Origin of the sequence: Actinospineispora spinosispora DSM 44797 (assembly GCF_000429025.1) — a bacterium.
GTDB classification, from domain to species: domain Bacteria; phylum Actinomycetota; class Actinomycetes; order Mycobacteriales; family Pseudonocardiaceae; genus Pseudonocardia; species Pseudonocardia spinosispora.
This window is the reverse complement of record NZ_KE386833.1, coordinates 360389-380199: the sequence shown is the minus strand read 5'-3', so window position 1 is coordinate 380199 and position 19811 is coordinate 360389. Positions and strand designations below refer to the sequence as shown.

Here is a 19811-nt window from a genome sequence, read left to right as displayed (position 1 = left end):
CAGGCTAGTGTGCCGACGTGGCTGAAGCAGGTGGTGAGGGTGTGCGGCAGGGCGACGTGCTGGACGAGCTCAGCCGCAACCCTCGGCCCTCGGTGAGCCGTGCGGCGCTCGCCGCGCGGTATCCGGCGTGGGGCCTGATCACCATGTCGCTGTTCGTCGTCGGGCTGGTCGTCGGCTTCTGGTCGCTGGGGCCGCTGGGTGCGGCGGTCAACGCCTGCCCGAGTCCCGGCCTGCGGATCTGTGTACCGAAGGTGCACGCGATGGTCGTGGCGCTGCCGGTGGCCGCCATGATCGCCGGACTCGCGGTGAGCATCGTGGGCGGCCGGATCGTCGTGAAGCTGCGGCGCTCCCCCGTCGTCGCCGGCTGGCTGGGCTGGCTCGTGTTCGCCGCCGGTGTGGCGGCGGCGTTCGTTCTCGCGGGGTTGCTCTGACCGACCCGCTGCCGGACATCCTGCCGGGACCGGCCGATCCCCCGCTGCGCGTGCTGTTCTGCGGCATCAACCCCGGACTGCTGTCAGCCCGGAAGGGCCAGCACTTCGCCCGGCCCGGCAACAGGTTCTGGCCCGCGCTGCACGGCTCCGGCTTCACCCCGACCCTCTTGGGCCCGGACCAGCAGTCCGAGCTGCCGGCGCTCGGGCTGGGCATCACGAACCTGGTCTCCCGGCCGACCGCCCGCGCCCAGGAGCTGACTACCGACGAGCTTCGCGCAGGCGGCGCCCGGCTGACCGAGCTCGCGCGACGGCTGGCCCCGAGGTGGGTGGCCGTCGTCGGCATCACCGCCTACCGGACGGCCTTCGCCGAACCGAAGGCCGTCGTCGGCCGGCAGGACCGCCTCCTCGGCGACGCCCGGGTCTGGGCATTGCCGAACCCGAGCGGCCTGAACGCGCACTGGCAGCTTCCCGCGCTGGCCGAGGAGTTCGCGCGGCTCCACGCCGTGGCCGGCCCCTAGCGGGTCATCTCGGCGGCGAGCAGCGCGGTCGACGTCCCCGGGCCGTGATGGCCGCGCAGCTCGGCATAGGTGACCACGCTCGTCGCCGTCGGCAGGATGAGCCCGACGAACCACATCGCCGCCATCGTCGGCAGCGCGATCACGATGCCGAACAGCACGGTCGCCATCCACGATCCTGTCGTGGTGTGCACCTGCGAGGCGCCGAGCTGAGCGCCGACGCTGACGACCAGATACAGGGCCTGGCCGACGAACCAGCCGAAGAACAGACGCCCGAACGTCACCCAGAACCGGCGGCTGACCAGCTCGAAACTCCTGGCGATCCCCCGGCCTTCGACGACGACCGCTCCGCTGAGCGCCGCGTTGAGGACAACCATCACCCAGATACCCGGGAGGACCAGGCAGATGAGCCCAACCACCGCGAGAATTCCCCCGGCCAAGCCCATCAGCAGCATCGGAAGGCACCGACGCCAGGCCACCGGCAGCGCCTTGCGCACGCTCTGAGGTTCACCGGCCGCGTCGAGGACGACGACGGCCACCGACGCGCCGGCGGCGAAACCCGCCCACGCCGTCAACGACACGAAGACGAGAACCAGCGCCACGACCAGGTACACCTTGCCGCCGTCCGGCACGTGTCCGTCGCTAAGGCTGAAGCCACTCGCGAACAACAGCCCAGCGGACACCGCCGCCGGAACTAGGAGCACAGCGACCAGCAGCAAATGCAGCCGCAACAGTGGCCACGCGCTGCGGACGACGGTCCGCGCGACCGCCTGGGTCCAGCTACCGAAGCCCTGGGCCACCAACGGGTCGCCCGCACCGCCTGAGAAGTTTTGTGTCATGCCTTCCCTGACCCCCACCGCGGCGGAACGGTTGGGGTCGGAGCAGACAGTTACCGGACGTCGGCCAGGAACGCGGCGCAGGCGACACTGCTGAGGCTCAGGATCGGACCACCCTGGGCCTTGGTGTCAGGACCAGCGCTGCTCCCGTGGCGGGAGCTACTCGGCGCGCACCAGCCCGGCCTCAGCGGTAGCTGCCCTCGCTGGAGCCCGGTAGGTCAACCACAGCAGGACGAAGACCGCCGACGTGACGATCACGTAGCTGGCGCCGAACAGCTGCTGGACCAGCGACCAGGTCATCTCCGCGCCGTTGTCGTGCGGGAGGAACCGGTGGGTCGCCACGACGAACACGACCGCGAGCACGCCCGTGACCGCGCTCCACAAGGCCGAGCGGGCGCGCCACGCGGACACCCCGGCGATCAGCAGCGACGGAGCGATCCACACCCAGTGGTGCGACCAGGAGGTCGGCGACACGAGCAACGCCGCGCCCGCGGTCGCCATGAGCGCCAACGGCTGGGGTGCGCGGCGGATCGCCGGAGCGGCCAGCAGCAGGAGGAGCACGGACAGCACGATCCAGATCAGCTTGAACTCGACCCCGGTGATCCCGGCGCGGGCCAGGACCGCCTGGAAGGTCTGGTTGGTGAAGAACGGCGAGCCGCCGACACCGCTGGCGCCGGCCAGCCCGTTGCCCCAGTAGCGCTGCGACGCGGCCGGCGCGATGACCGCACCCACCCCGGTGGCGACGGCGCCGCTGACCGCCGCGACCACAGCCGAGCGGTAGTCACGGCGCAGCAGGAAGAACAGTACGAAGGCGGCGGGTGTCAGCTTGATCGCGGCGGCCAGCCCGACCAGCACTCCGCGCGGCCACCTGGTCCGAACCATCAGGCAGTCGACGGTGACCATGGCCATCAGGATGAGGTTGACCTGCCCGAACTTGAACGTCTCCAGCACCGGTTCCAGCGCCAGGCACAGCGGCAGTACCGCGGACGTCGCGGCCAGCGCACCAGCGTGGCCGCCTGTCGGCCACAACCGCCGCACCACCACGTACATGGTGACCGCGAGCGACACCAGCGAGACCACGAACAGCGACACCCAGGCGAACACCCACCCGGTGACGGTCAGCGGCACCATCAGCAACGCCGCGAACGGCGGGTAGATGAACGGCAACACCCGCCCCACGCTGGTCGGTGGCAGCACCCCGTAGAGGTCTCCCCCGGACAACCAGGTCTGCACGCCCAGCCGGTACACCTCGAGATCGAGGAAGTACCCGCCGAGCTCCACCACCAGCAACGCGACCGTGGCGATCAGCAGCGGCACCGACACGAAGTAGAGACGCTGGGGATGCTCCCGTAACGACGATCCCATTCCGCTCACGCGCCCACGCAGAGCTGCCACCGCCATCACAGCAACACCGTAACGGATGGGTAACCAGCGCCTCAGCGGCGCCACTTCCCAAGCCCGCACCGCGAGACCCCCTCTCGCGCAGACTGGCTACACACCACACAGAGGCCTGGCCCGATACCACTCGGCCGGCTGTCAGCTGGCTCCGAAGGCTGCGCCCGAAAGCCCTCAGTCATGACCACCACGGCCTGGTGGCTGAATCCGGGCGGCAACTCCGCCACCACACCGTGCTGATCATGAAAACCCGGCCGACGGCCCGCACTGAACCCGACTTCGCAGAGAAAGTACACACGGGGCCCGTAAGAACTGACGGGCATCGATCCGAGAAGTCTCCGGGCGCACTCCGACGCACCGCGCCGCCACCCGGCCAGCAACAACCGCCATCTGCCACACCGTCCCCGGTTCAGACCGTCGTAGACAGAACCACCGACAAAGCCACAGCTCAAACACCACGATCGAACTACGCGAGTGGCACCGACACCAGCCTCTGTGCGGCGCAGAGAATCTCTGTGCGAGCCGCCCCGGTCCGGTCGGCGGGCCGGCTAGCCGATGCCGGCCGCGTCCATGCCCCGCAGCTCCTTCTTCAGGTCGTGGATCTCGTCGCGCAGGCGGGCGGCCAGCTCGAACTGAAGGTCGCGCGCCGCGGTCATCATCTGGTCCGACAGCTGCTGGATCAGGTCGGCCAGCTCGGCGCGGGGCAGGTTCTTCGTGTCGCGCCCGGCGATCACGCCGGAGCTGGCACGCCCGGGCTCGCCCGCCGCGCGCTTGCCACGCGAGGCGTTGCGGCCCGACCCACCGACCGGGACCTCCTCGTTCTCCCGGTAGACCTGGTCGAGGATGTCGGCGATCTTCTTGCGCAGCGGCTGGGGGTCGAGCCCCTTCTCCGTGTTGTAAGCAACCTGTTTGGCCCGGCGACGGTCGGTCTCGTCGATCGCGTACTGCATCGAGTCGGTGATCTTGTCCGCGTACATGTGGACCTCGCCGGACACGTTGCGCGCCGCACGGCCGATCGTCTGGATCAGCGACGTGCCGGACCGCAGGAAGCCCTCCTTGTCCGCATCGAGGATCGCCACGAGCGACACCTCGGGCAGGTCGAGGCCCTCACGCAGCAGGTTGATGCCGACCAGCACGTCGAAGTCACCCAGCCGTAGCTGCCGCAACAGCTCGACCCGCCGCAACGTGTCGACCTCCGAGTGCAGGTAGCGCACCCGGATGCCCAGCTCCAGCAGGTAGTCGGTGAGGTCTTCCGCCATCTTCTTCGTGAGTGTGGTGACCAGCACCCGCTCGTCCTTCTCGGCGCGCTCCCGGATCTCGTGCACCAGGTCGTCGATCTGCCCCTTCGTCGGCTTGATCACGACCTTCGGATCGACCAGGCCGGTGGGCCGGATGACCTGTTCGACGAACTCGCCACCGGTGCGCTGCATCTCGTACGGCCCTGGCGTCGCGGACAGGTACACGACCTGACCGATCCGGTCGGCGAACTCCTCCCAGGTCAGAGGCCGGTTGTCGACCGCGGACGGCAGGCGGAACCCGTACTCGACCAGGTTGCGCTTGCGGGACATGTCGCCCTCGTACATGCCGCCGATCTGCGGAACCGTCTGGTGCGACTCGTCGATCACCAGGAGGAAGTCCTCCGGGAAGTAGTCCAGCAGCGTCGACGGCGCGGTGCCGGCGGCGCGCCCGTCGATGTGGCGCGAGTAGTTCTCGATCCCGGAGCAGAACCCGACCTGCCGCATCATCTCCAGGTCGTACTGCGTGCGCATCCGCAGCCGCTGCGCCTCCAGGAGCTTGCCCTGACGCTCCAGCTCGGCCAGCCGCTCCTCCAGCTCGGCCTCGATGTCGCGGATCGCCCGCTCCATGCGCTCCGGGCCCGCGACGTAGTGCGTCGCCGGGAAGATGCGCACCGTGTCGACCTGCTTGACCACGTCACCGGTGAGCGGGTGCAGGTAGTACAGCGACTCGATCTCGTCGCCGAAGAACTCGATCCGGACCGCGAGCTCCTCGTACGCGGGGATGATCTCCACCGTGTCGCCCCGAACGCGGAACGTGCCCCGGTTGAACGCGACGTCGTTGCGCGTGTACTGCACGTCAACCAGCGCGCGCAGCAATGCGTCCCGGTCGATCTGGGTGCCGACCTCCAGCTGCACCGACCGATCCAGGTACGACTGCGGCGTACCGAGGCCGTAGATGCAGGACACCGACGCGACGACCACCACATCACGGCGCGACAGCAGGTTCATCGTCGCCGAGTGCCGCAGCCGCTCGACGTCGTCGTTGATCGACGAGTCCTTCTCGATGTAGGTGTCGGTCTGCGCGATGTACGCCTCGGGTTGGTAGTAGTCGTAGTACGAGACGAAGTACTCGACCGCGTTGTTCGGCAACATCTCGCGCAGCTCGTTGGCCAGCTGCGCCGCGAGTGTCTTGTTCGGCGCCATCACCAGCGCCGGACGCTGCAGCCGCTCGATCAGCCAGGCCGTGGTCGCCGACTTACCGGTACCGGTGGCACCGAGCAGGACGACATCCTGTTCGCGGGCCCTGATCCGGCGCTCCAGCTCCTCGATCGCCGCCGGCTGGTCGCCGGCGGGCTCGAACTCGCTGACCACCTCGAAGCGACCGGTCTCGCGAGGGATCGCCTCGACCGGCCGGGTGTCGGAGTGGGCGAGGACAGGGTATTCAGTCGCGAATGCCACGTTGTCGAGAGTAAGCCCTCCCACCGACAGTTTCCGCTAGGAGCGTGCTGGTCAACTCCGGCCGTGGCGCGTGACGGCCAGGTGACGTCATCGGAAGGCGGAGGCGTGGGCCGATCCCGCTGTTGGATCGGCCCGCACCGACAACGCAGCAAGGGCGCCGCCTGGGCGCCACGCGGTAGGCCCGAGTTGATCAGCGCGCTCCTAGAGTACCTGGACCTGCGGAAACCCACTCGGAGATCCGTTGACGGAATGATCACGGTGCGGTGCGGATCGAACACTGACAGGATTCGGCGGATGCACCCGCCGAAGGTCGAGACTTTCGACGTCCCCGCTCGCACCAACACCGACCCCAAGGGTTTCGTCCGCCCGGTCGACGAGTACCGCACGGAGCCCTTCGGCCTCTACGTCGCCCGGCCGATGGAGAACCATCCCCGGGTATCGGCGTTGGAGTCGTGGCTACTGCCCGAGCTGGGCATCCGGGTGACCGACTGGTGGTGGCACCCCGGTCAGGAACGCGACCAGGACTTCTATATCGACATCGTGGACATCGAGCGCGACGGTGACGTCTGGCACACCGTCGACCACTACCTGGACGTCATCGTGCACACGGGCCGGCGCAGCGAGGTCATCGACCTCGACGAGTACGTCGAGGCGGTCGGTCAGGGACTGTTGGACCATGCAGCCGCGCAACGAGCCCTGACCAGCAGCTACCGGGCGTTGGACGGCCTGGCGACACACCGCCACGACCTCAACGCCTGGCTCACCGACCTGGGAATGAAACTCACCTGGAAGCGCCACTGACCCCGCACCGGGACTTCGCACACCTTCGTGCTGCCTCGCACACGTCCGGACATGTGCGACGCGACATCACGGTGTGCAAGGTCCCTCGCCGAGAGGACCTCGGTACAGAAACGCCGTGGGCGGCCGGACTGTGTCCGGCCGCCCACGGCGTCATGTCGTGCTGGTCGGTCACTCGCCGCCGCGAGAACCGCCACGGGGGTAGGCGCCGGCCTCGGCTCCGCCGGAGCCGCCGCCGGTAGCCGCGCCTTCGCTGCTGCCGCCGCCGCGTGAGCTGCCGCCACCCGAAGAACCACTGCCGCTCGAACCGCCGCCGCGCGAGCTGCCGCTGTCCGAGCCGCCCGAGCTGCCTCGGGACGCACCGCTGTCCGAGCCGCCACCGCTGCCGCCGCGGGACGCGGAACCCTCCGAGCTACCGCCGCGGGAGCCGCTGTTCGACTCGTGGCTCACGGTCGGTTTCGACTCACGGGTGGCGACCGGCTTCGGCTCTTCCCGCTCCGGCGCCGGCTTGCTGACGGCGGGCTTCGGCTCGGGAGCCTGCGTCCGCACCGGCTTCGGCGCTTCCTGCGTGGTCTCCTTGGTCGGCACCGAGAACGACGGGACCGGCTTCGGCTTCTCCTGCGTCGTCGGGTCCGGCTTCGGCGTCTCCCGGGTCGGGATCGGGAACGGAACCGGCCTCTCCTGGGTCGGTGCCGTGGTCGGCAGCGGCTTCGGGGTGTCCTTCGTCGGCACCGGGAACGGGTTCGGCTTCGGCGCCTCGGACGTCGTCGGGTCCGGCTTCGGAGTGTCCTTGGTCGGCACCGGGAACGGCAGCGGCTTCGGGGTGTCCGAGGTCGTCGGGTTCGACGGGGCCGGCAGGGTCGTCACCGGAGGCTTCGGGTCCGCCGATCCGTCGGTGCCGCCACCCGGGCGACCCGGGTGGTTGTCACCGGGACGACCAGGCCAGTTGTGGCCGGGGTCGTTGTCACCGGGACGACCGGGGTTACCCGGCCAGTTGCCGCCTGGCCAACCCGGGTGGTTGTTGCCCGGCCAGTCGCCGTCGTGCCCACCGTTGTGGTCGCCGTCGTGATCCCCGTTGTGACCGCCGTTGTGGTCACCGTCGTGACCGTTGTGGTCGCCGTCGTGGTCCCAGCCGCCATCGTGGTTGTGACCGTCGTTGTCGTGGTGGCCGTCGTGGTCGCGCCCGTCGTTCCAGTCGTGGTCACGACCGTGGTCGTCGTCCCAGTCGCGCCCGTTGTCATCGTCGTCATCGTCGTCGTCGCGCTGGACGTCGACCGGGTCCGCTTCACCCTCGGTGAGGTGGGTACCCGGCGCGAGCACCACGCCGACGTTCTCGATGCTGTGCGAGCCTGCCGGTGCGGCGACGCCCGGCTTGAGCCGGACGAGCTGCTCACCGGGGTTGAGCACCTCGGCGACGGCGGGTGGCTGGCCCGCGGCGGGAAGCTGCGCGGCGGCCGGAACGGGAGCGAGCGCGACGGGCGCGGGCAGCGGAACCGCGCCGGACACCACGGACTGCGCGATGACGGTCACGGCGCCGAGAGCACCCACGGTGAGCACCGCCGCGGTCGCGGCGGTCGTGGTGCGGTTCATCGTGTCGGCGCGCCGGATGACCGCGTCGACCGGGGGCAACATGACGGATCGGGTCAGATCCTCATCCAGCCGCCGGAGTGCGGCAGCGCCGAGACCCGAAGGGGCAGTCACATGTCCTCCCAGTGCGAGGGCGAAGCGGGTACGGGGCCCTGCATCGCCATAAATTCGTTCAGCTCACGTCGTGCGTGGGTCAGTCGTGCCTCGGCCACACCGGGGGCGATGCCCTCGATGTCGGCGATCTCCTCGAGGGAGAGCTGCGCGACGTCGCCGAGTACCAGTGCGCGGCGCCGGTACGGCGGAATCTGTCGCAGGGCGTCCAGCACGGCCGCGTGCTGCGGGTCGTCGGACGGCACCTCACCGGTGTGCTTACCTCGGCCGAGCTTGCTCAGCAGTCGGCGCCAGCGGCTGTTGCTGCCCCGCACCGCCATCTGGCGGACCCAGTGCGTCGGGTCGGGCAGCTCACGAATGTCACCCCAGCGCTGCCAGGCACGCGCGAACGCTTCTTGGACCAGGTCCTGCGCTTCACCAGGGCTCAGCGTGATCATGCACAGCTGAGCGACCAGGCGCGGATAGTTGGCCTCGAGGTTCGCACCGAATTCGGCACGCAGGTTCGGTTCCGGCGCGGTCGCGACAGCGGCGCCCAAGTACTCGGTCGCAGACTCTGGCTGGGCAGCCATCCACTGGTCCATGTCACTCCCCCCACCGTCTCCGGGAAAGACCCCCGACTGAGCAGTAGAACGGAGAGAAGGGCGACTCGGGGGGCGTGGCCGCCCCTTCTCCACGTGGATCGGCCGCCTTGCGACGTCCGCCTTGTGACTGGTCTGTCGAGTACCGGCGCGAGAGTGTTACACCTTTTGAGCGGAGAGGATCACGTCACAATAAGCCATCTGTCGGGTTGCGCCAGGCCTCGTTCTGTGCCCACTGTTCGGCCTTCGGCAGCGCCTCGTCGAACCACGGTTCCTTCTCCTCGACGTAGCGAGATGCGTCCGAATCGCCGGCATGACGCTCCGCCGCGCGCCGCTTGACCGTCAGGTACTCGTCGCGCGCCCGGCGGTCGGCGCGCAGCCAGTCGCGGAACAACAGCGCGTAACGGGCGCCGGGGGAACCCTCGGCGCGAACGTGCAGATTCACCGGTCGCGCGGGATCGGCCGAGGTGAGGAACCGCTTCCGCCAGTGCTCAGGATCCGGGTCGGCGGGTTTCGGGTTGTCCCGGTCGACGCCGGGCCGGTCGATGAAGCCGACGCCGCGCAGAGCCGGCAGCGCCACATCGACCGCCGAGAGCTCCTTGACCGTGAGCTGGATGTCCAGCACGTCCTTGGCCGGCAGGCCGGGGATCGCGGTGGAGCCGATGTGGTCCACCCGGAGCGCGGCATCCCCCACCGCGTGACCGATGCGGGCGGCCAGGCGCTCGTACTGCACCGGCCAGGACGCGTCCGGTTCGACCAGTCGAGGTGGACGCGATGACCCGGGGCGCCCCAGGCGGACGTTCTCCTCGAACGGCAGCAACCGGTCGCGCCACAGCCGGTCGACCTCGTCCCGCGCCTGGTCCGGGCTACCCGAGTTGTCCAGCCACACGTCGGCCGCCGCACGTCGCGCGTCGTCCGTCGCCTGCGCACCGATGCGCGCCCGAGCTTCGGACTCGCTCATCCCCCGGTCGCCGACCAGCCGGCGCACCCGCTCGTCCTCCGCCGCGTTCACCACGATGACCAGGGCGAACAACGGCGCCATGGTGCCTTCGACGAGAAGCGGGATGTCCTGGACCAGCACACCGTCCTCCGGCGCACGCTCCACCAGCTCCATGGTGCGGCGCCCGATCAACGGGTGCAGGATGCCGTTCAGCCGTGTGAGCGCGGCGGGATCACCGAACACGATGGACCCCAGCGCCGGCCGGTCAAGCGCGCCGTCCGCATCGAGCACCTCCGACCCGAACTCGGCGACGACCTGCGCCAGTCCCTCGCTGCCCGGCTCGACGACCTCTCGGGCGACGACGTCCGCGTCGACCAGTGTCGCGCCCAGCTCCACCAGCCGGCGGGCGACCGTCGACTTACCGGCACCGATCCCACCGGTCAGCCCAATTCGCAGCATGCGGTGACGCTATCGCGCCTTTCCCTGCGGCTCGGGGATGAGGGTCGGCAGGACACGCTGCACCAGGTCCACCATGACCGGGCGGGTCTGGTCCGGCGCGATGACTCCGTCGAGCATCGTCATGGTGATCGTCGACCGGCCGCTGGCCACGAGCATGACGGTCTTGCCTCGTTCGGTGAACAGTGCCGCTCTGGCACTGCCGATCGAGATGTTCTCGACCTTCTGCGCATCGGCGCGCTCGGCCGAGGAGTTGGTGGTCATCTGGGTGTCTGCGGCGGCCGGCGTCGTGTAGGCGGCCGCGTTGATCTCCAGTACCGGCGGCGTCCCCTTCTTCGCGCCCGCCCTGCGGTACTGACAGGCGACGCGTTCCAAGCGGCCGACGGAGGGCGAGCCGACTCCGAGGACGGTGTGCAGGTCGACGCTGTCCACCGGCTGACCGAGCAGCGCGGACATGTTCGCGCCGGGCAGCATGTCGGCGCAGTCGACGGGCAGCAAGGTCTCCCGAGGATGTGCCTGACCTGCCAGACCCGGTTGCGCGGACGACGAGAAAGTGGGGATCGGCTGCTCGGTCTGCTCCCGGGACGAGCCGGCGCAACCCGCCAGTACACCCGCACCCAGCACGGCTGTCACCGCGAACACGAGGAGTGATAAGTGAGCACGCACCGTTATCACCTTAGCTGGATACCGAGCGTGCCCGCGGGCAGCCGGAACGGGTCTGGGAACACGAAACCGGGTACCCCCAACAGGTTGGGAGTACCCGGCTCGTGTTCGAGATGTACCGGAACTGATTAAGCGGGCGGCCCGAGAGACGTCACGGGCACACGCTCCTCAGTTCTCAGGCGCCACCCGACAGCTTCTCGCGCAGCGCGGCGAGCTGCTCGTCGCTGGCCAGGGTGCCACCGGTGCTGGCCTCCGACGACGGGGCGGCGCTGTCCGAGGAGTAGTTCGACGCCGCGGCGACGCCTTCCTCGGTTGCAGCCTCTGCCTCGGCCTCGGCGGCCTTCTTGAGCTGCGCGATGTGCTGCTCGTAGCGGACGTGCGCCTCCGCGTACTGGCGCTCCCACTCCTCGCGCTGAGCCTCGAAGCCCTCCTGCCAGTCGCCGCTCTCGACGTCGAAGCCCTCGGGGTAGATGTAGTTGCCCTCGTTGTCGTACTCGGCAGCCATGCCGTAGCGCGTCGGGTCGAACTCGGTCTCGACCGTCATGCCCTCGTTGGCCTGCTTGAGCGACAGCGAGATGCGACGCCGGTCGAGGTCGATGTCGATGACCTTGACCATGCAGTCGTCGCCGACCTGCACGACCTGCTCCGGAATCTCCACGTGGCGCTCGGCCAGCTCGGAGATGTGCACCAGGCCCTCGATGCCCTCCTCGACGCGGACGAACGCGCCGAACGGAACGAGCTTGGTGACCTTGCCCGGCACGATCTGGCCGATCGCGTGGGTCCGGGCGTACAGGCGCCACGGGTCTTCCTGGGTGGCCTTGAGCGACAGCGAGACACGCTCGCGGTCCAGGTCGACGTCGAGAACCTCGACGGTGACCTCCTGGCCGACCTCGACGACCTCGCTCGGGTGGTCGATGTGCTTCCAGGACAGCTCGGAGACGTGCACGAGGCCGTCGACCCCGCCCAGGTCCACGAACGCACCGAAGTTGACCACCGACGAGACCTGGCCCTTGCGGACCTGGCCCTTGGCGAGCTGGTTGAGGAACTCGCTGCGCACCTCGGACTGGGTCTGCTCCAGCCAGGCGCGGCGGGACAGAACCACGTTGTTGCGGTTCTTGTCCAGCTCGATGATCTTGGCCTCGATCTTGCGGCCGACGTACGGCTGCAGGTCGCGGACACGACGCATCTCCACCAGCGAGGCGGGGAGGAAGCCACGGAGCCCGATGTCCAGGATGAGACCACCCTTGACGACCTCGATGACCGTGCCCTCGACCGGCTCGTCGGCCTCCTTGAGAGCTTCGATCGTGCCCCAGGCCCGCTCGTACTGAGCGCGCTTCTTGGACAGGATCAGCCGGCCCTCCTTGTCCTCCTTCTGGAGAACGAGGGCCTCCACGAACTCGCCGACCTTGACCACTTCGGCCGGATCGACGTCGTGTTTGATGGAGAGCTCGCGGGAGGGGATGACCCCCTCGGTCTTGTAGCCGATATCGAGAAGAACCTCGTCACGGTCGACCTTGACAATGGTGCCTTCAACGATATCGCCGTCGTTGAAGTACTTGATCGTCTGATCGATGGCGGCGAGGAAGTCCTCCTCCGTCCCGATGTCGTTGACTGCGACCTGCGGGGTCGTCGAGACGGTGGTGGTGTCGATGGACATGCGGTGGGTTGCTCCGGTTAATGGATAGGGATGAGACGGACAGGTGGACGTGGTTGCACGAGGCGAGCCTGGCACCGTTCGTCCGTCATGATCCAACGCGGAACAGTGACGACGTATTCCGGGCAACAGGTAAACCCATGCACTGTCCATATTACGCATCACCTGTTCGAGGCGGCAACGGCGCCCCACCGTTATTCCGGCACGTGGACCGGTCAAGATTCAGCGGTGAGCTCCACGGAACAACGGCTCGGTCTCTCCGGGGTGGCGCGAGTCGCGGTCGGACCCCAGGAATCGGCGTCGGCCAGCCGGCGCTGGTGGGACGCGGACGCCGACGACTACCAGGCCGAACACGGCGAGTTCCTCGGTGACGACGACTTCGTCTGGTGCCCGGAACGGCTGCGCGAGGCCGACGCCCGGCTGCTCGGCGACCCCAGCACCCTCGTCGGCGCACGGGTGCTCGAGGTCGGCTGCGGCGCGGCGGCATGCTCCCGGTGGCTGAAGCGCCGGGGTGCACTGCCGGTGGCGCTCGATCTGTCCGGCGGGATGTTGCGTCAGGCCGCGCTGGCGTCCGTACGCACCGGGATCACGGTGCCGCTGGTCCAGGCCGGCGCCGAATGGCTGCCTTTCTCCGACGCCTCCTTCGATCTCGCGTGCTCGGCGTTCGGCGCCGTCCCGTTCGTCGCCGAGCCGGCCCGGGTCATGAGCGAGATCGCCAGGGTCCTGCGTCCCGGCGGCCGCTGGGTGTTCTCGGTGAACCATCCGATGCGCTGGATGTTCTCCGACGACCCCGGGCCCGACGGCCTGAAGGTCGCCCAGTCCTACTTCGACCGCTCCCCCTATGTCGAGGTCGACGCCGACGGCGTGCCCGGGTACGTCGAGCACCACCGCACGATGGGCGACCGCATCCGCGACATCGTCGGCGCCGGCCTGGAGCTGGTCGACGTCGTGGAGCCGGAGTGGCCCGAGGACCTCACCGCGACCTGGGGCCAGTGGTCACCGCTGCGCGGCGACCTGTTCCCCGGCACCGCGATCTTCTGCTGCCGCAAACCGAGCTGACCCGCGGCTCGGTGGCCGACACCGTTCGTCTCGCCTCGCAGACCGTCGTGTCGTGTCGCAGACACCGCAGTGTCTGCGACACGACACGAGGCTCTGCGAAGTCGCGCCTCAAGCCGGCTGACGCCTAGCCCGCGGCTCGGTGGCCGAGCAGGTCGGAGACCGTGACGAAGCGGTAGCCGTCCGCGTGCAGCCGGTCGATCAGCGGGCCTACCGCGAGACGGGTCTGTTCCCGGCTCGGATACATCCCGTGCAGCAGGATGATCGACCCCGGGCGGACCCGGGTCGCGGCCCACTCGACGATCGCGGACGCGTGCGCGTCCGTCTCCGGATCCGAGTTCGGTTCGACGTCCCAGGTGACGGTCAGCCGATGGTGTGCGCCGAGGTAGTGCGGCAGTGCGTAGAACTTCTTGCCGTTCGGCGGCCGGAAGGTGATGTCGCCTCGATATCCGGTCCGGCGGATCAGCTCGTCGGTCCGCTCGATCTCGGACGCGACGACGTCGCCGCTGACGAAGACCATCCGCCGGTGTGAGTAGGTGTGGTTGCCGATCTCGTGACCGGCGGCGGCGATCCGCGCACCCAGCTCCGGATTCCGCCGCAGATCACTGCCGATCAGGTAGAAGGTGGCGGGGACCCGTCTGCTCGCCACTACGTCCAGTAGCGGTTGGGTGCCCGCCGGAGCAGGCCCGTCGTCGAACGTGAGCGCCACGACCTTGTCAGCGGTGTCCACGCGGTCGACGAGGTCCCCGAACAGCTGGAAGCCGCGGGCGTTCGTCACCCACCACAGGCCGCTGGAGACGGCGACCGCCACCAGGAGGACGACCCCGACCGCGGTGATCCACCTACGCACGGCCCCAGTGTCGCGTGCGTCGGGAACGGGGTGTCAGCCGCCCAGCCGCGCCAGTTCGGCCTCGAGGTTCTCGCGGGCGGCTTCCTCCCAGCGATCGTGACCGAGCGGCGTGCGGAACAGGGTCGGCAGCCCGAGCAGCCGTCGCAGGACGTCCGCGCGGCCCGCGGCGAAGGTCTCGTCGGGCAGGAAGCCGTACTCGTCGCGGACCGACGCCGCGTAGGCCTCGTACTCGGCGGGCGTTCCACCGAGCACCGCGAGATCGGCGTCGCACAGCACCTCGCCGTTGCGGTCGCCGATCGCGGGGAGGTGCCCGGCGGTGAGGCGCACCAGGCGCGCGACCTCGGCGGTGCGTTCGTTCTCGACCCCCAGCCCGGGCAGCAGCTGCTCCGCCAGCCGCGCACTGCGCTCCTCGTTCTCGTCGCTGTCCAGGTCGTACACGGCGTCGTGGAACCAGGCCGCCAGCAGGACCGCCGCCAGATCGTCGGCGTGGTCGCCGAGCAGCGCGACGCGGTCCAGGACGGCCGCCAGGTGAGTCGGCGTGTGATAGCGGCGGTGCGGCTCGCCCCACCGTTCGAGAAGGTCCCGCCCGCAGCCGACGGAACCGGGCGCTACCTCACTCCACCGGGTGAGCAGATCATCACTGAGGTCAGCCACTCGGGCAGATTAGGCCCGCTACCTGCGCTGCGCCAAGCGGCAACCCTTCCGAACTGGCAAGATCGATTGCACGAGGGAGGGGATCAGGTGACCGCGTTCCGCTCTCGATCACGCCGTGCCGGGTGCCTGGTCGCCTCGTTCGCCGCACTGGTCGTGACCGCCCTGCTCGGTTCGTCGGGTACCGCGTCCGCTGCCCGCCGCGCCGCCGGCGACCCGGTCCGGACGGCCGTGACCGCCGTCGATGCGATGAGCTCCGGCTCCGCCGAGTTCGGCGTCGCCGTACTCGACCGCACCACCGGTGTGCTCACGCTCGGCCGGGAGGGCGCTACCCCGTTCTTCTCCGCGTCCGTGGTGAAGCTGTTCACCGTCGTCGACATCCTGCACCGCACCGAGACCGGCGCCGCGAAGTTGACCCCGGCCCAGCTCGTGAGCCTCAAACGGACCCTGACGGTGAGCGACGACGCGGCGATGAGCGCACTGTGGAACGCGTTCGGTGGACCGAGCACCATCACCGAGCTGATCGGCCTCGCTGGGCTGAAGGACACCCGGCCGCCCGCCCGGCCCGGCGACTGGGGCGCGACCCGGCTCTCGCCGCGTGACGTCGTCGCCGTCTACCGGTACCTGCTCACCTCGATCGCGGCACACAACCGGGACATCGTGATCACCGCGCTCGCCTCCGCCCCGGACACCGGCGCGGACGGAACGAGCCAGGCGTTCGGGCTACTGCACCGGCCGCGTGCGCCAGGCGTGGCTGCCAAGCAGGGCTGGATGCGGGACGGCGCGAACCTGCATCTGCACAGCACCGGCATGGTCGGCGCCAACCACCGCTACCTCATCGCGGTGCTGACCAAGCAGCCCGTCTCACTCGGCTATGCGGCGGGCCAGGCACGGGTCACGACGGCGACCCAGCTCCTCACCTCGGCTCTCGGCGTCGCCGCGTGATCAGCTCTGGCGTTGGCTCAGGCTGAACCAGTTGCCCGAGTCGTCACGGAACAACGCCTCGATGCCGTAGAACCTCTCGGCTGGCTCCTGCATGAACTCGACACCCCGGTCCACCAGCTCCCGGTACGTCTTGTGACAGTCCTCGGTGGCGAGAACCCCGGGCCCGATCGCCCCCTTCGCCACCAGTGCTCGGAGCTGCTCGGCGGTCTCCGCGTCGTGCCCCATCCGGCAGTCGGCGAGGACCAGCTCCAACCCCGGCTGTTCTGGTGGGCTGACCGTCAACCAGCGGATGCCCTCGCCCATGTCGAAGTCGCCGGTGAGGGTGAAACCCAGCTTCTCCGTGTAGAAGGCCTTCGCCGAGTCCTGGTCGAGCACGTAGATGCAGCCATGCGACATCGCGGTAATCATGTGCGTCACGCTAGCCAGCGAGGTCCGATGAGACTTCTCCCCGATTGCTCTACCGAGCGGGCCTCGACCAGGCCCGGACGAAGCACCCCGGCACCGGTAGCGGCGCCTGCCCCTCCCTCCGAGCGCGCCGATAGCGCGACGGCGACATCCCGACCAGCTCGCTGAACCGCGAGCTGAACGAGCCGAGGCTGCTGAACCCCACCACCATGCACACCTCGGTGACGGTGAGGTCGGCCGCGCCCAGCAGGTCCATCGCCCGCTCGACCCGGCGCCTGCTCAGGTAGCCACCGGGTGTCTCGCCGTAGACCACCCGGAAGAGCCTGGCGAAATGGAACCGGGAGAAGCCGGCCTCCCGTGCCATCGCGGCCAGGTCCAGCGGCTCGGCGTAGCAGCGGTCCATCAGGTCGCGTGCCCTACGCAGCCGGACCAGCACCTCGACCGAGGGCCCGGACAGGTACCGGGCCCTCGCCGGCTCAGTGCGCGGCGTCGTCCCAACTGTGTCCGACACCGATCGACACCTCCAGCGGCACGTCCAGCTCGTGGGCGGCGCCCATCTCCCTGGTCACCAGCTCCTCGACCGCGGCGCGCTCGCCCTCGGCGATCTCCAGGACGAGCTCGTCGTGCACCTGCAGCAGAATCCGTGAGCTCAGCTCCGACCCGGTGAGCGCCCGGTGGACCTTGAGCATCGCCACCTTGATGATGTCGGCCGCGCTGCCCTGGATCGGCGCGTTCAGCGCCATGCGCTCGGCCATCTCCCGGCGCTGGCGGTTGTCGCTGTTCAGGTCCGGCAGGTAACGGCGCCTGCCGAGCATCGTCTCGGTGTAGCCGTCCTTGCGGGCCCGTTCGACGACGGTGCGCAGGTAGTCGCGGATGCCACCGAAGGTCTGGAAGTAGTCGTCCATCAACCCCCGGGCCTCCTCGGTGGAGATCCGCAGCTGACCGGACAGCCCGAACGCGGACAACCCATAGGCGAGCCCGTAGTTCATCGCCTTGATCTTCGCCCGCTGCTCCTGGCTCACCTGGGCCGCGTCGACGGAGAACACCCGTGCCGCAGTCTCGGCGTGGAAGTCGTGGTGGGACTTGAACGCCTCGATCAGCGCCGCGTCCTCGGACAAGTGCGCCATGATCCGCATCTCGATCTGGCTGTAGTCCGCGGTCATCAGCTCGGACCACCGCACGCCCGCCGAGGGCTGTCCGACCACGAACGTCTCCCGAATGCGACGGCCTGCCGCGGTCCGGATCGGGACGTTCTGCAGGTTCGGCTCGGTCGAGGAGAGCCTGCCCGTCGCCGCGATCGTCTGGCTGTAGGTCGTGTGGATACGGCCGTCGTCGTCGATCGACTTGAGCAACCCGTCGACGGTGACCTTCAGCCGGGTGGCGTCGCGGTGCTGCAGCAGGTGCGACAGGAACGGGTGCTGGGTCTGCTCGAACAGGCTCTGCAGCGCGTCCGCGTCGGTCGTGTAACCGGTCTTGGTCCGTTTGGTCTTCGGCATGCCCAGCTCGTCGAACAGCACGACCTGCAGCTGCTTCGGCGAACCGAGGTTGATCTCCTTGCCGATCTGCGCGTACGCGTCCTGCGCGGCCTGCTTCACCTGCGCCGCGAAGTCGGCCTCCAGCGCGGACAGCGCGTCGTTGTCGACCGCGATGCCGGCGTGCTCGAGGTCGGCGAGCACACCGAGCAGCGGCAGCTCCATGTCGGCGAGCAGCTCGGCGCCGCCCAGCTTCGCCAGCTCCAGATCGAGGGCGTCGGCCAGCTCGCCGATCGCCCTGGCCTTCAGCATCTCCGCCGACGCGCGCTGCGCGTCGGCCTCCTCGACGCCACCGAGAAGCGACAGCTGACCGTCCTCGGCCTCGTCCTCGGCACGCAGCTCACGCCTCAGGTAGCGCAGCGCCAAGTCGGCGAGGTCGAAGCTGCGCTGACCCGGCCGCGCCAGGTAGGCGGCAAGCGCCGTGTCGCTGGTGAGTCCGTCGATGCGCCAGCCACGGGCCCGCAGTGCATGCAGCGCACCCTTGATGTCGTGCCCGGCCTTCGGCACCGCCGGGTCGGCCAGCCACTCGCCGAACGCGGCCTCGTCCTCCGGCGTCATGCTCGTGACCTCGACGTACCCGCCCTGGCCGTCCGCCGAGGCGAGCGCGATCCCATCGACGTCACGGCCCAGCCAGCTGCCGGTGTTGCCGTGCAGGGACAACCCGACGCGGCGGCCGTCACGCGCGTGCTCGGTCAGCCAGTCGCCGACGGCGCCGGGGGCCAGCACGCCACCCTGCACCTCGAAACCCTCGTCTGCTTCGGGCTCGGCGCTGCTCAGCGTGGCGAACAGCCGCTCACGCAGCACCCGGAACTCCAGCTCGTCGAACAGCCGGTGCACCGCGTCCCGATCCCACGGGTGCAGCATCAGATCATCCGGCGCGAGCTCCAGCGGAACGTCCCGGACCAGCTCGGTGAGCTGCCGGTTGAGCAGCACGTTCGCCAGGTTCGCCCGCAGCGAGTCGCCCGCCTTGCCCTTGACCTGGTCGACCCGGTCGGTCAGCTCGGCGAGCGAGCCGTACTCCCGAATCCACTTCGCGGCCGTCTTCTCCCCGACGCCCGGGATCGACGGGAGGTTGTCGCTGGGGTCGCCGCGCAGCGCCGCGAAATCCGGGTACTGGCGCGGGCTCAGCCCGTACCGGGTCTGCACCTCGTCCGGGTCGACCCTGGACAGCTCGGAGACACCGCGCTTCGGGTAGAGCACCGTGACCGACTCGTTGACCAGCTGGAACGCGTCACGGTCGCCGGTGCAGATCGCCACCCGGTAGCCACCGGACGTGGCCTGCGTCGCCAACGTGGCGATCACGTCGTCCGCCTCGTAGCCCTCGATCGCCAGCGACGGCACCTTGAGCGCGTTCAGCACCTCACGGATGAGGTCGACCTGGCCCCGGAACTCGTCCGGCGTGCTCGACCGGTTCGCCTTGTACTCGGCGAAGGCCTCCGACCGGAACGTCTTGCGCGACACGTCGAACGCGACCGCGAGGTGCGTCGGCTGCTCGTCACGCAACAGGTTGATCAGCATCGAGGTGAAGCCGTACACCGCATTGGTCGTCTGGCCGGTCTGGGTGCGGAAGTTCTCCGCCGGGAGCGCGTAGAACGCTCGGTACGCGAGCGAATGACCATCCAACAACAACAGCCGTCGATCGGTCTGGTCTCCGGGTGGGGCAGTCTGCGCGGCATCGGTGGTGACGGTCACGGCGGCGAGTCTAGTGAGAC

General features: G+C 69.3%; 18 protein-coding genes. 5 read left to right on the top strand and 13 right to left on the bottom strand.

Translation table 11 applies throughout. The features are described 5' to 3' along the window. Positions 1-17 precede the first annotated feature (17 nt). Together G406_RS57900 and mug are read left to right on the top strand one after the other, a co-directional pair. Complete coding sequence (locus G406_RS57900) at positions 18-431, top strand: hypothetical protein (RefSeq protein WP_169736769.1); 414 nt, start codon at positions 18-20, stop codon at positions 429-431. Further along, complete coding sequence (gene mug / locus G406_RS0125430; protein ID WP_028935933.1) at positions 428-949, top strand: G/U mismatch-specific DNA glycosylase; 522 nt, start codon at positions 428-430, stop codon at positions 947-949. Before G406_RS57900 ends, mug begins: the two co-directional genes overlap by 4 nt. Here mug and G406_RS0125425 read toward each other — a convergent pair. From G406_RS0125425 to uvrB, 3 genes are all read right to left on the bottom strand, one after another. Next, a complete protein-coding gene (locus G406_RS0125425; RefSeq protein ID WP_156935159.1) occupies positions 946-1785 on the bottom strand; it encodes a hypothetical protein in 840 nt (279 codons plus the stop codon). The genes mug and G406_RS0125425 overlap by 4 nt on opposite strands. A 156-nt stretch (positions 1786-1941) precedes the next feature. Next, the gene (locus G406_RS49820) at positions 1942-3147 is read right to left on the bottom strand and encodes a glycosyltransferase 87 family protein (RefSeq protein WP_051342676.1); all 1206 of its coding nucleotides are present in this window, start codon (positions 3145-3147) and stop codon (positions 1942-1944) included. A gap of 578 nt (positions 3148-3725) precedes the next feature. Beyond that, entirely contained in the window at positions 3726-5873 is a 2148-nt protein-coding gene (uvrB, locus tag G406_RS0125415; RefSeq protein WP_028935931.1) for an excinuclease ABC subunit UvrB, read from the bottom strand. Positions 5874-6167: 294 nt separating this feature from the next. On the opposite strand from uvrB, the gene G406_RS0125410 reads away from it, so the two are divergent. Continuing rightward, entirely contained in the window at positions 6168-6674 is a 507-nt protein-coding gene (locus G406_RS0125410) for a ribonuclease FAU-1 family protein (RefSeq protein WP_037078393.1), read from the top strand. Between the two features lie 168 nt (positions 6675-6842). On the opposite strand, the gene G406_RS0125405 is transcribed toward G406_RS0125410, so the two are convergent. From G406_RS0125405 to rpsA, 5 genes are all read right to left on the bottom strand, one after another. Then, positions 6843-8372 carry a hypothetical protein gene (locus G406_RS0125405; RefSeq protein WP_156935157.1) on the bottom strand — a complete coding sequence of 510 codons (1530 nt, stop codon included), beginning with the start codon at positions 8370-8372 and terminating at the stop codon, positions 6843-6845. Next, positions 8369-8938, bottom strand: a complete 570-nt coding sequence (locus G406_RS49815) for a sigma factor-like helix-turn-helix DNA-binding protein (RefSeq protein WP_169736783.1) — start codon at positions 8936-8938, stop codon at positions 8369-8371. The genes G406_RS0125405 and G406_RS49815 overlap by 4 nt, the downstream gene beginning before the upstream one ends. Before the next feature lie 196 nt (positions 8939-9134). Further along, a complete protein-coding gene (gene coaE / locus G406_RS0125395; protein WP_028935928.1) occupies positions 9135-10346 on the bottom strand; it encodes a dephospho-CoA kinase in 1212 nt (403 codons plus the stop codon). A 9-nt stretch (positions 10347-10355) separates the two neighbouring features. Next, positions 10356-11009 (bottom strand): hypothetical protein, encoded by a 654-nt coding sequence (locus tag G406_RS0125390; RefSeq protein WP_156935156.1) that lies wholly within the window; start codon positions 11007-11009, stop codon positions 10356-10358. A 172-nt stretch (positions 11010-11181) separates the two neighbouring features. Then, positions 11182-12663: a 30S ribosomal protein S1 gene (rpsA, locus tag G406_RS0125385; protein ID WP_028935926.1), complete on the bottom strand. Its 1482-nt coding sequence runs from the start codon at positions 12661-12663 to the stop codon at positions 11182-11184. A 225-nt stretch (positions 12664-12888) separates the two neighbouring features. On the opposite strand from rpsA, the gene G406_RS0125380 reads away from it, so the two are divergent. After that, on the top strand, positions 12889-13719 hold the full coding sequence (locus G406_RS0125380; RefSeq protein WP_028935925.1) for a class I SAM-dependent methyltransferase: 831 nt from the start codon (positions 12889-12891) through the stop codon (positions 13717-13719). 124 nt (positions 13720-13843) lie between these two features. Here G406_RS0125380 and G406_RS0125375 read toward each other — a convergent pair whose 3' ends face one another. Both G406_RS0125375 and G406_RS49810 read right to left on the bottom strand, forming a co-directional pair. Further along, positions 13844-14566 carry a polysaccharide deacetylase family protein gene (locus tag G406_RS0125375; protein WP_028935924.1) on the bottom strand — a complete coding sequence of 241 codons (723 nt, stop codon included), beginning with the start codon at positions 14564-14566 and terminating at the stop codon, positions 13844-13846. A 33-nt stretch (positions 14567-14599) separates the two neighbouring features. Further along, positions 14600-15220 carry an HD domain-containing protein gene (locus tag G406_RS49810; protein WP_051342673.1) on the bottom strand — a complete coding sequence of 207 codons (621 nt, stop codon included), beginning with the start codon at positions 15218-15220 and terminating at the stop codon, positions 14600-14602. Positions 15221-15307: 87 nt separating this feature from the next. Between G406_RS49810 and G406_RS54535 the strand changes: the two genes are divergently transcribed. Then, positions 15308-16162 carry a serine hydrolase gene (locus G406_RS54535; protein WP_051342672.1) on the top strand — a complete coding sequence of 285 codons (855 nt, stop codon included), beginning with the start codon at positions 15308-15310 and terminating at the stop codon, positions 16160-16162. Here G406_RS54535 and G406_RS0125360 read toward each other — a convergent pair whose 3' ends face one another. The 3 genes from G406_RS0125360 to polA form a co-directional block, all read right to left on the bottom strand. After that, positions 16163-16570, bottom strand: coding sequence for a VOC family protein (locus G406_RS0125360; RefSeq protein ID WP_028935923.1), 408 nt, complete (start codon positions 16568-16570; stop codon positions 16163-16165). A 49-nt stretch (positions 16571-16619) separates the two neighbouring features. Then, a complete protein-coding gene (locus tag G406_RS49800; protein WP_051342826.1) occupies positions 16620-16970 on the bottom strand; it encodes a helix-turn-helix transcriptional regulator in 351 nt (116 codons plus the stop codon). Between the two features lie 73 nt (positions 16971-17043). Further along, entirely contained in the window at positions 17044-19791 is a 2748-nt protein-coding gene (gene polA, locus G406_RS49795) for a DNA polymerase I (protein WP_051342671.1), read from the bottom strand. Positions 19792-19811 lie beyond the last annotated feature (20 nt).

What these genes read in the sequence shown, in the direction of transcription:
- G406_RS0125425 (WP_156935159.1), bottom strand. Translation starts at nt 1,785, where the DNA reads ATGACACAAAACTTCTCAGGCGGTGCGGGCGACCCGTTGGTGGCCCAG.
- G406_RS49820 (WP_051342676.1), bottom strand. Translation starts at nt 3,147, where the DNA reads ATGGGATCGTCGTTACGGGAGCATCCCCAGCGTCTCTACTTCGTGTCG.
- G406_RS0125410 (WP_037078393.1), top strand. Translation starts at nt 6,168, where the DNA reads ATGCACCCGCCGAAGGTCGAGACTTTCGACGTCCCCGCTCGCACCAAC.
- G406_RS49815 (WP_169736783.1), bottom strand. Translation starts at nt 8,938, where the DNA reads ATGGCTGCCCAGCCAGAGTCTGCGACCGAGTACTTGGGCGCCGCTGTC.
- coaE (WP_028935928.1), bottom strand. Translation starts at nt 10,346, where the DNA reads ATGCTGCGAATTGGGCTGACCGGTGGGATCGGTGCCGGTAAGTCGACG.
- rpsA (WP_028935926.1), bottom strand. Translation starts at nt 12,663, where the DNA reads ATGTCCATCGACACCACCACCGTCTCGACGACCCCGCAGGTCGCAGTC.
- G406_RS0125360 (WP_028935923.1), bottom strand. Translation starts at nt 16,570, where the DNA reads ATGATTACCGCGATGTCGCATGGCTGCATCTACGTGCTCGACCAGGAC.
- G406_RS49800 (WP_051342826.1), bottom strand. Translation starts at nt 16,970, where the DNA reads ATGGACCGCTGCTACGCCGAGCCGCTGGACCTGGCCGCGATGGCACGG.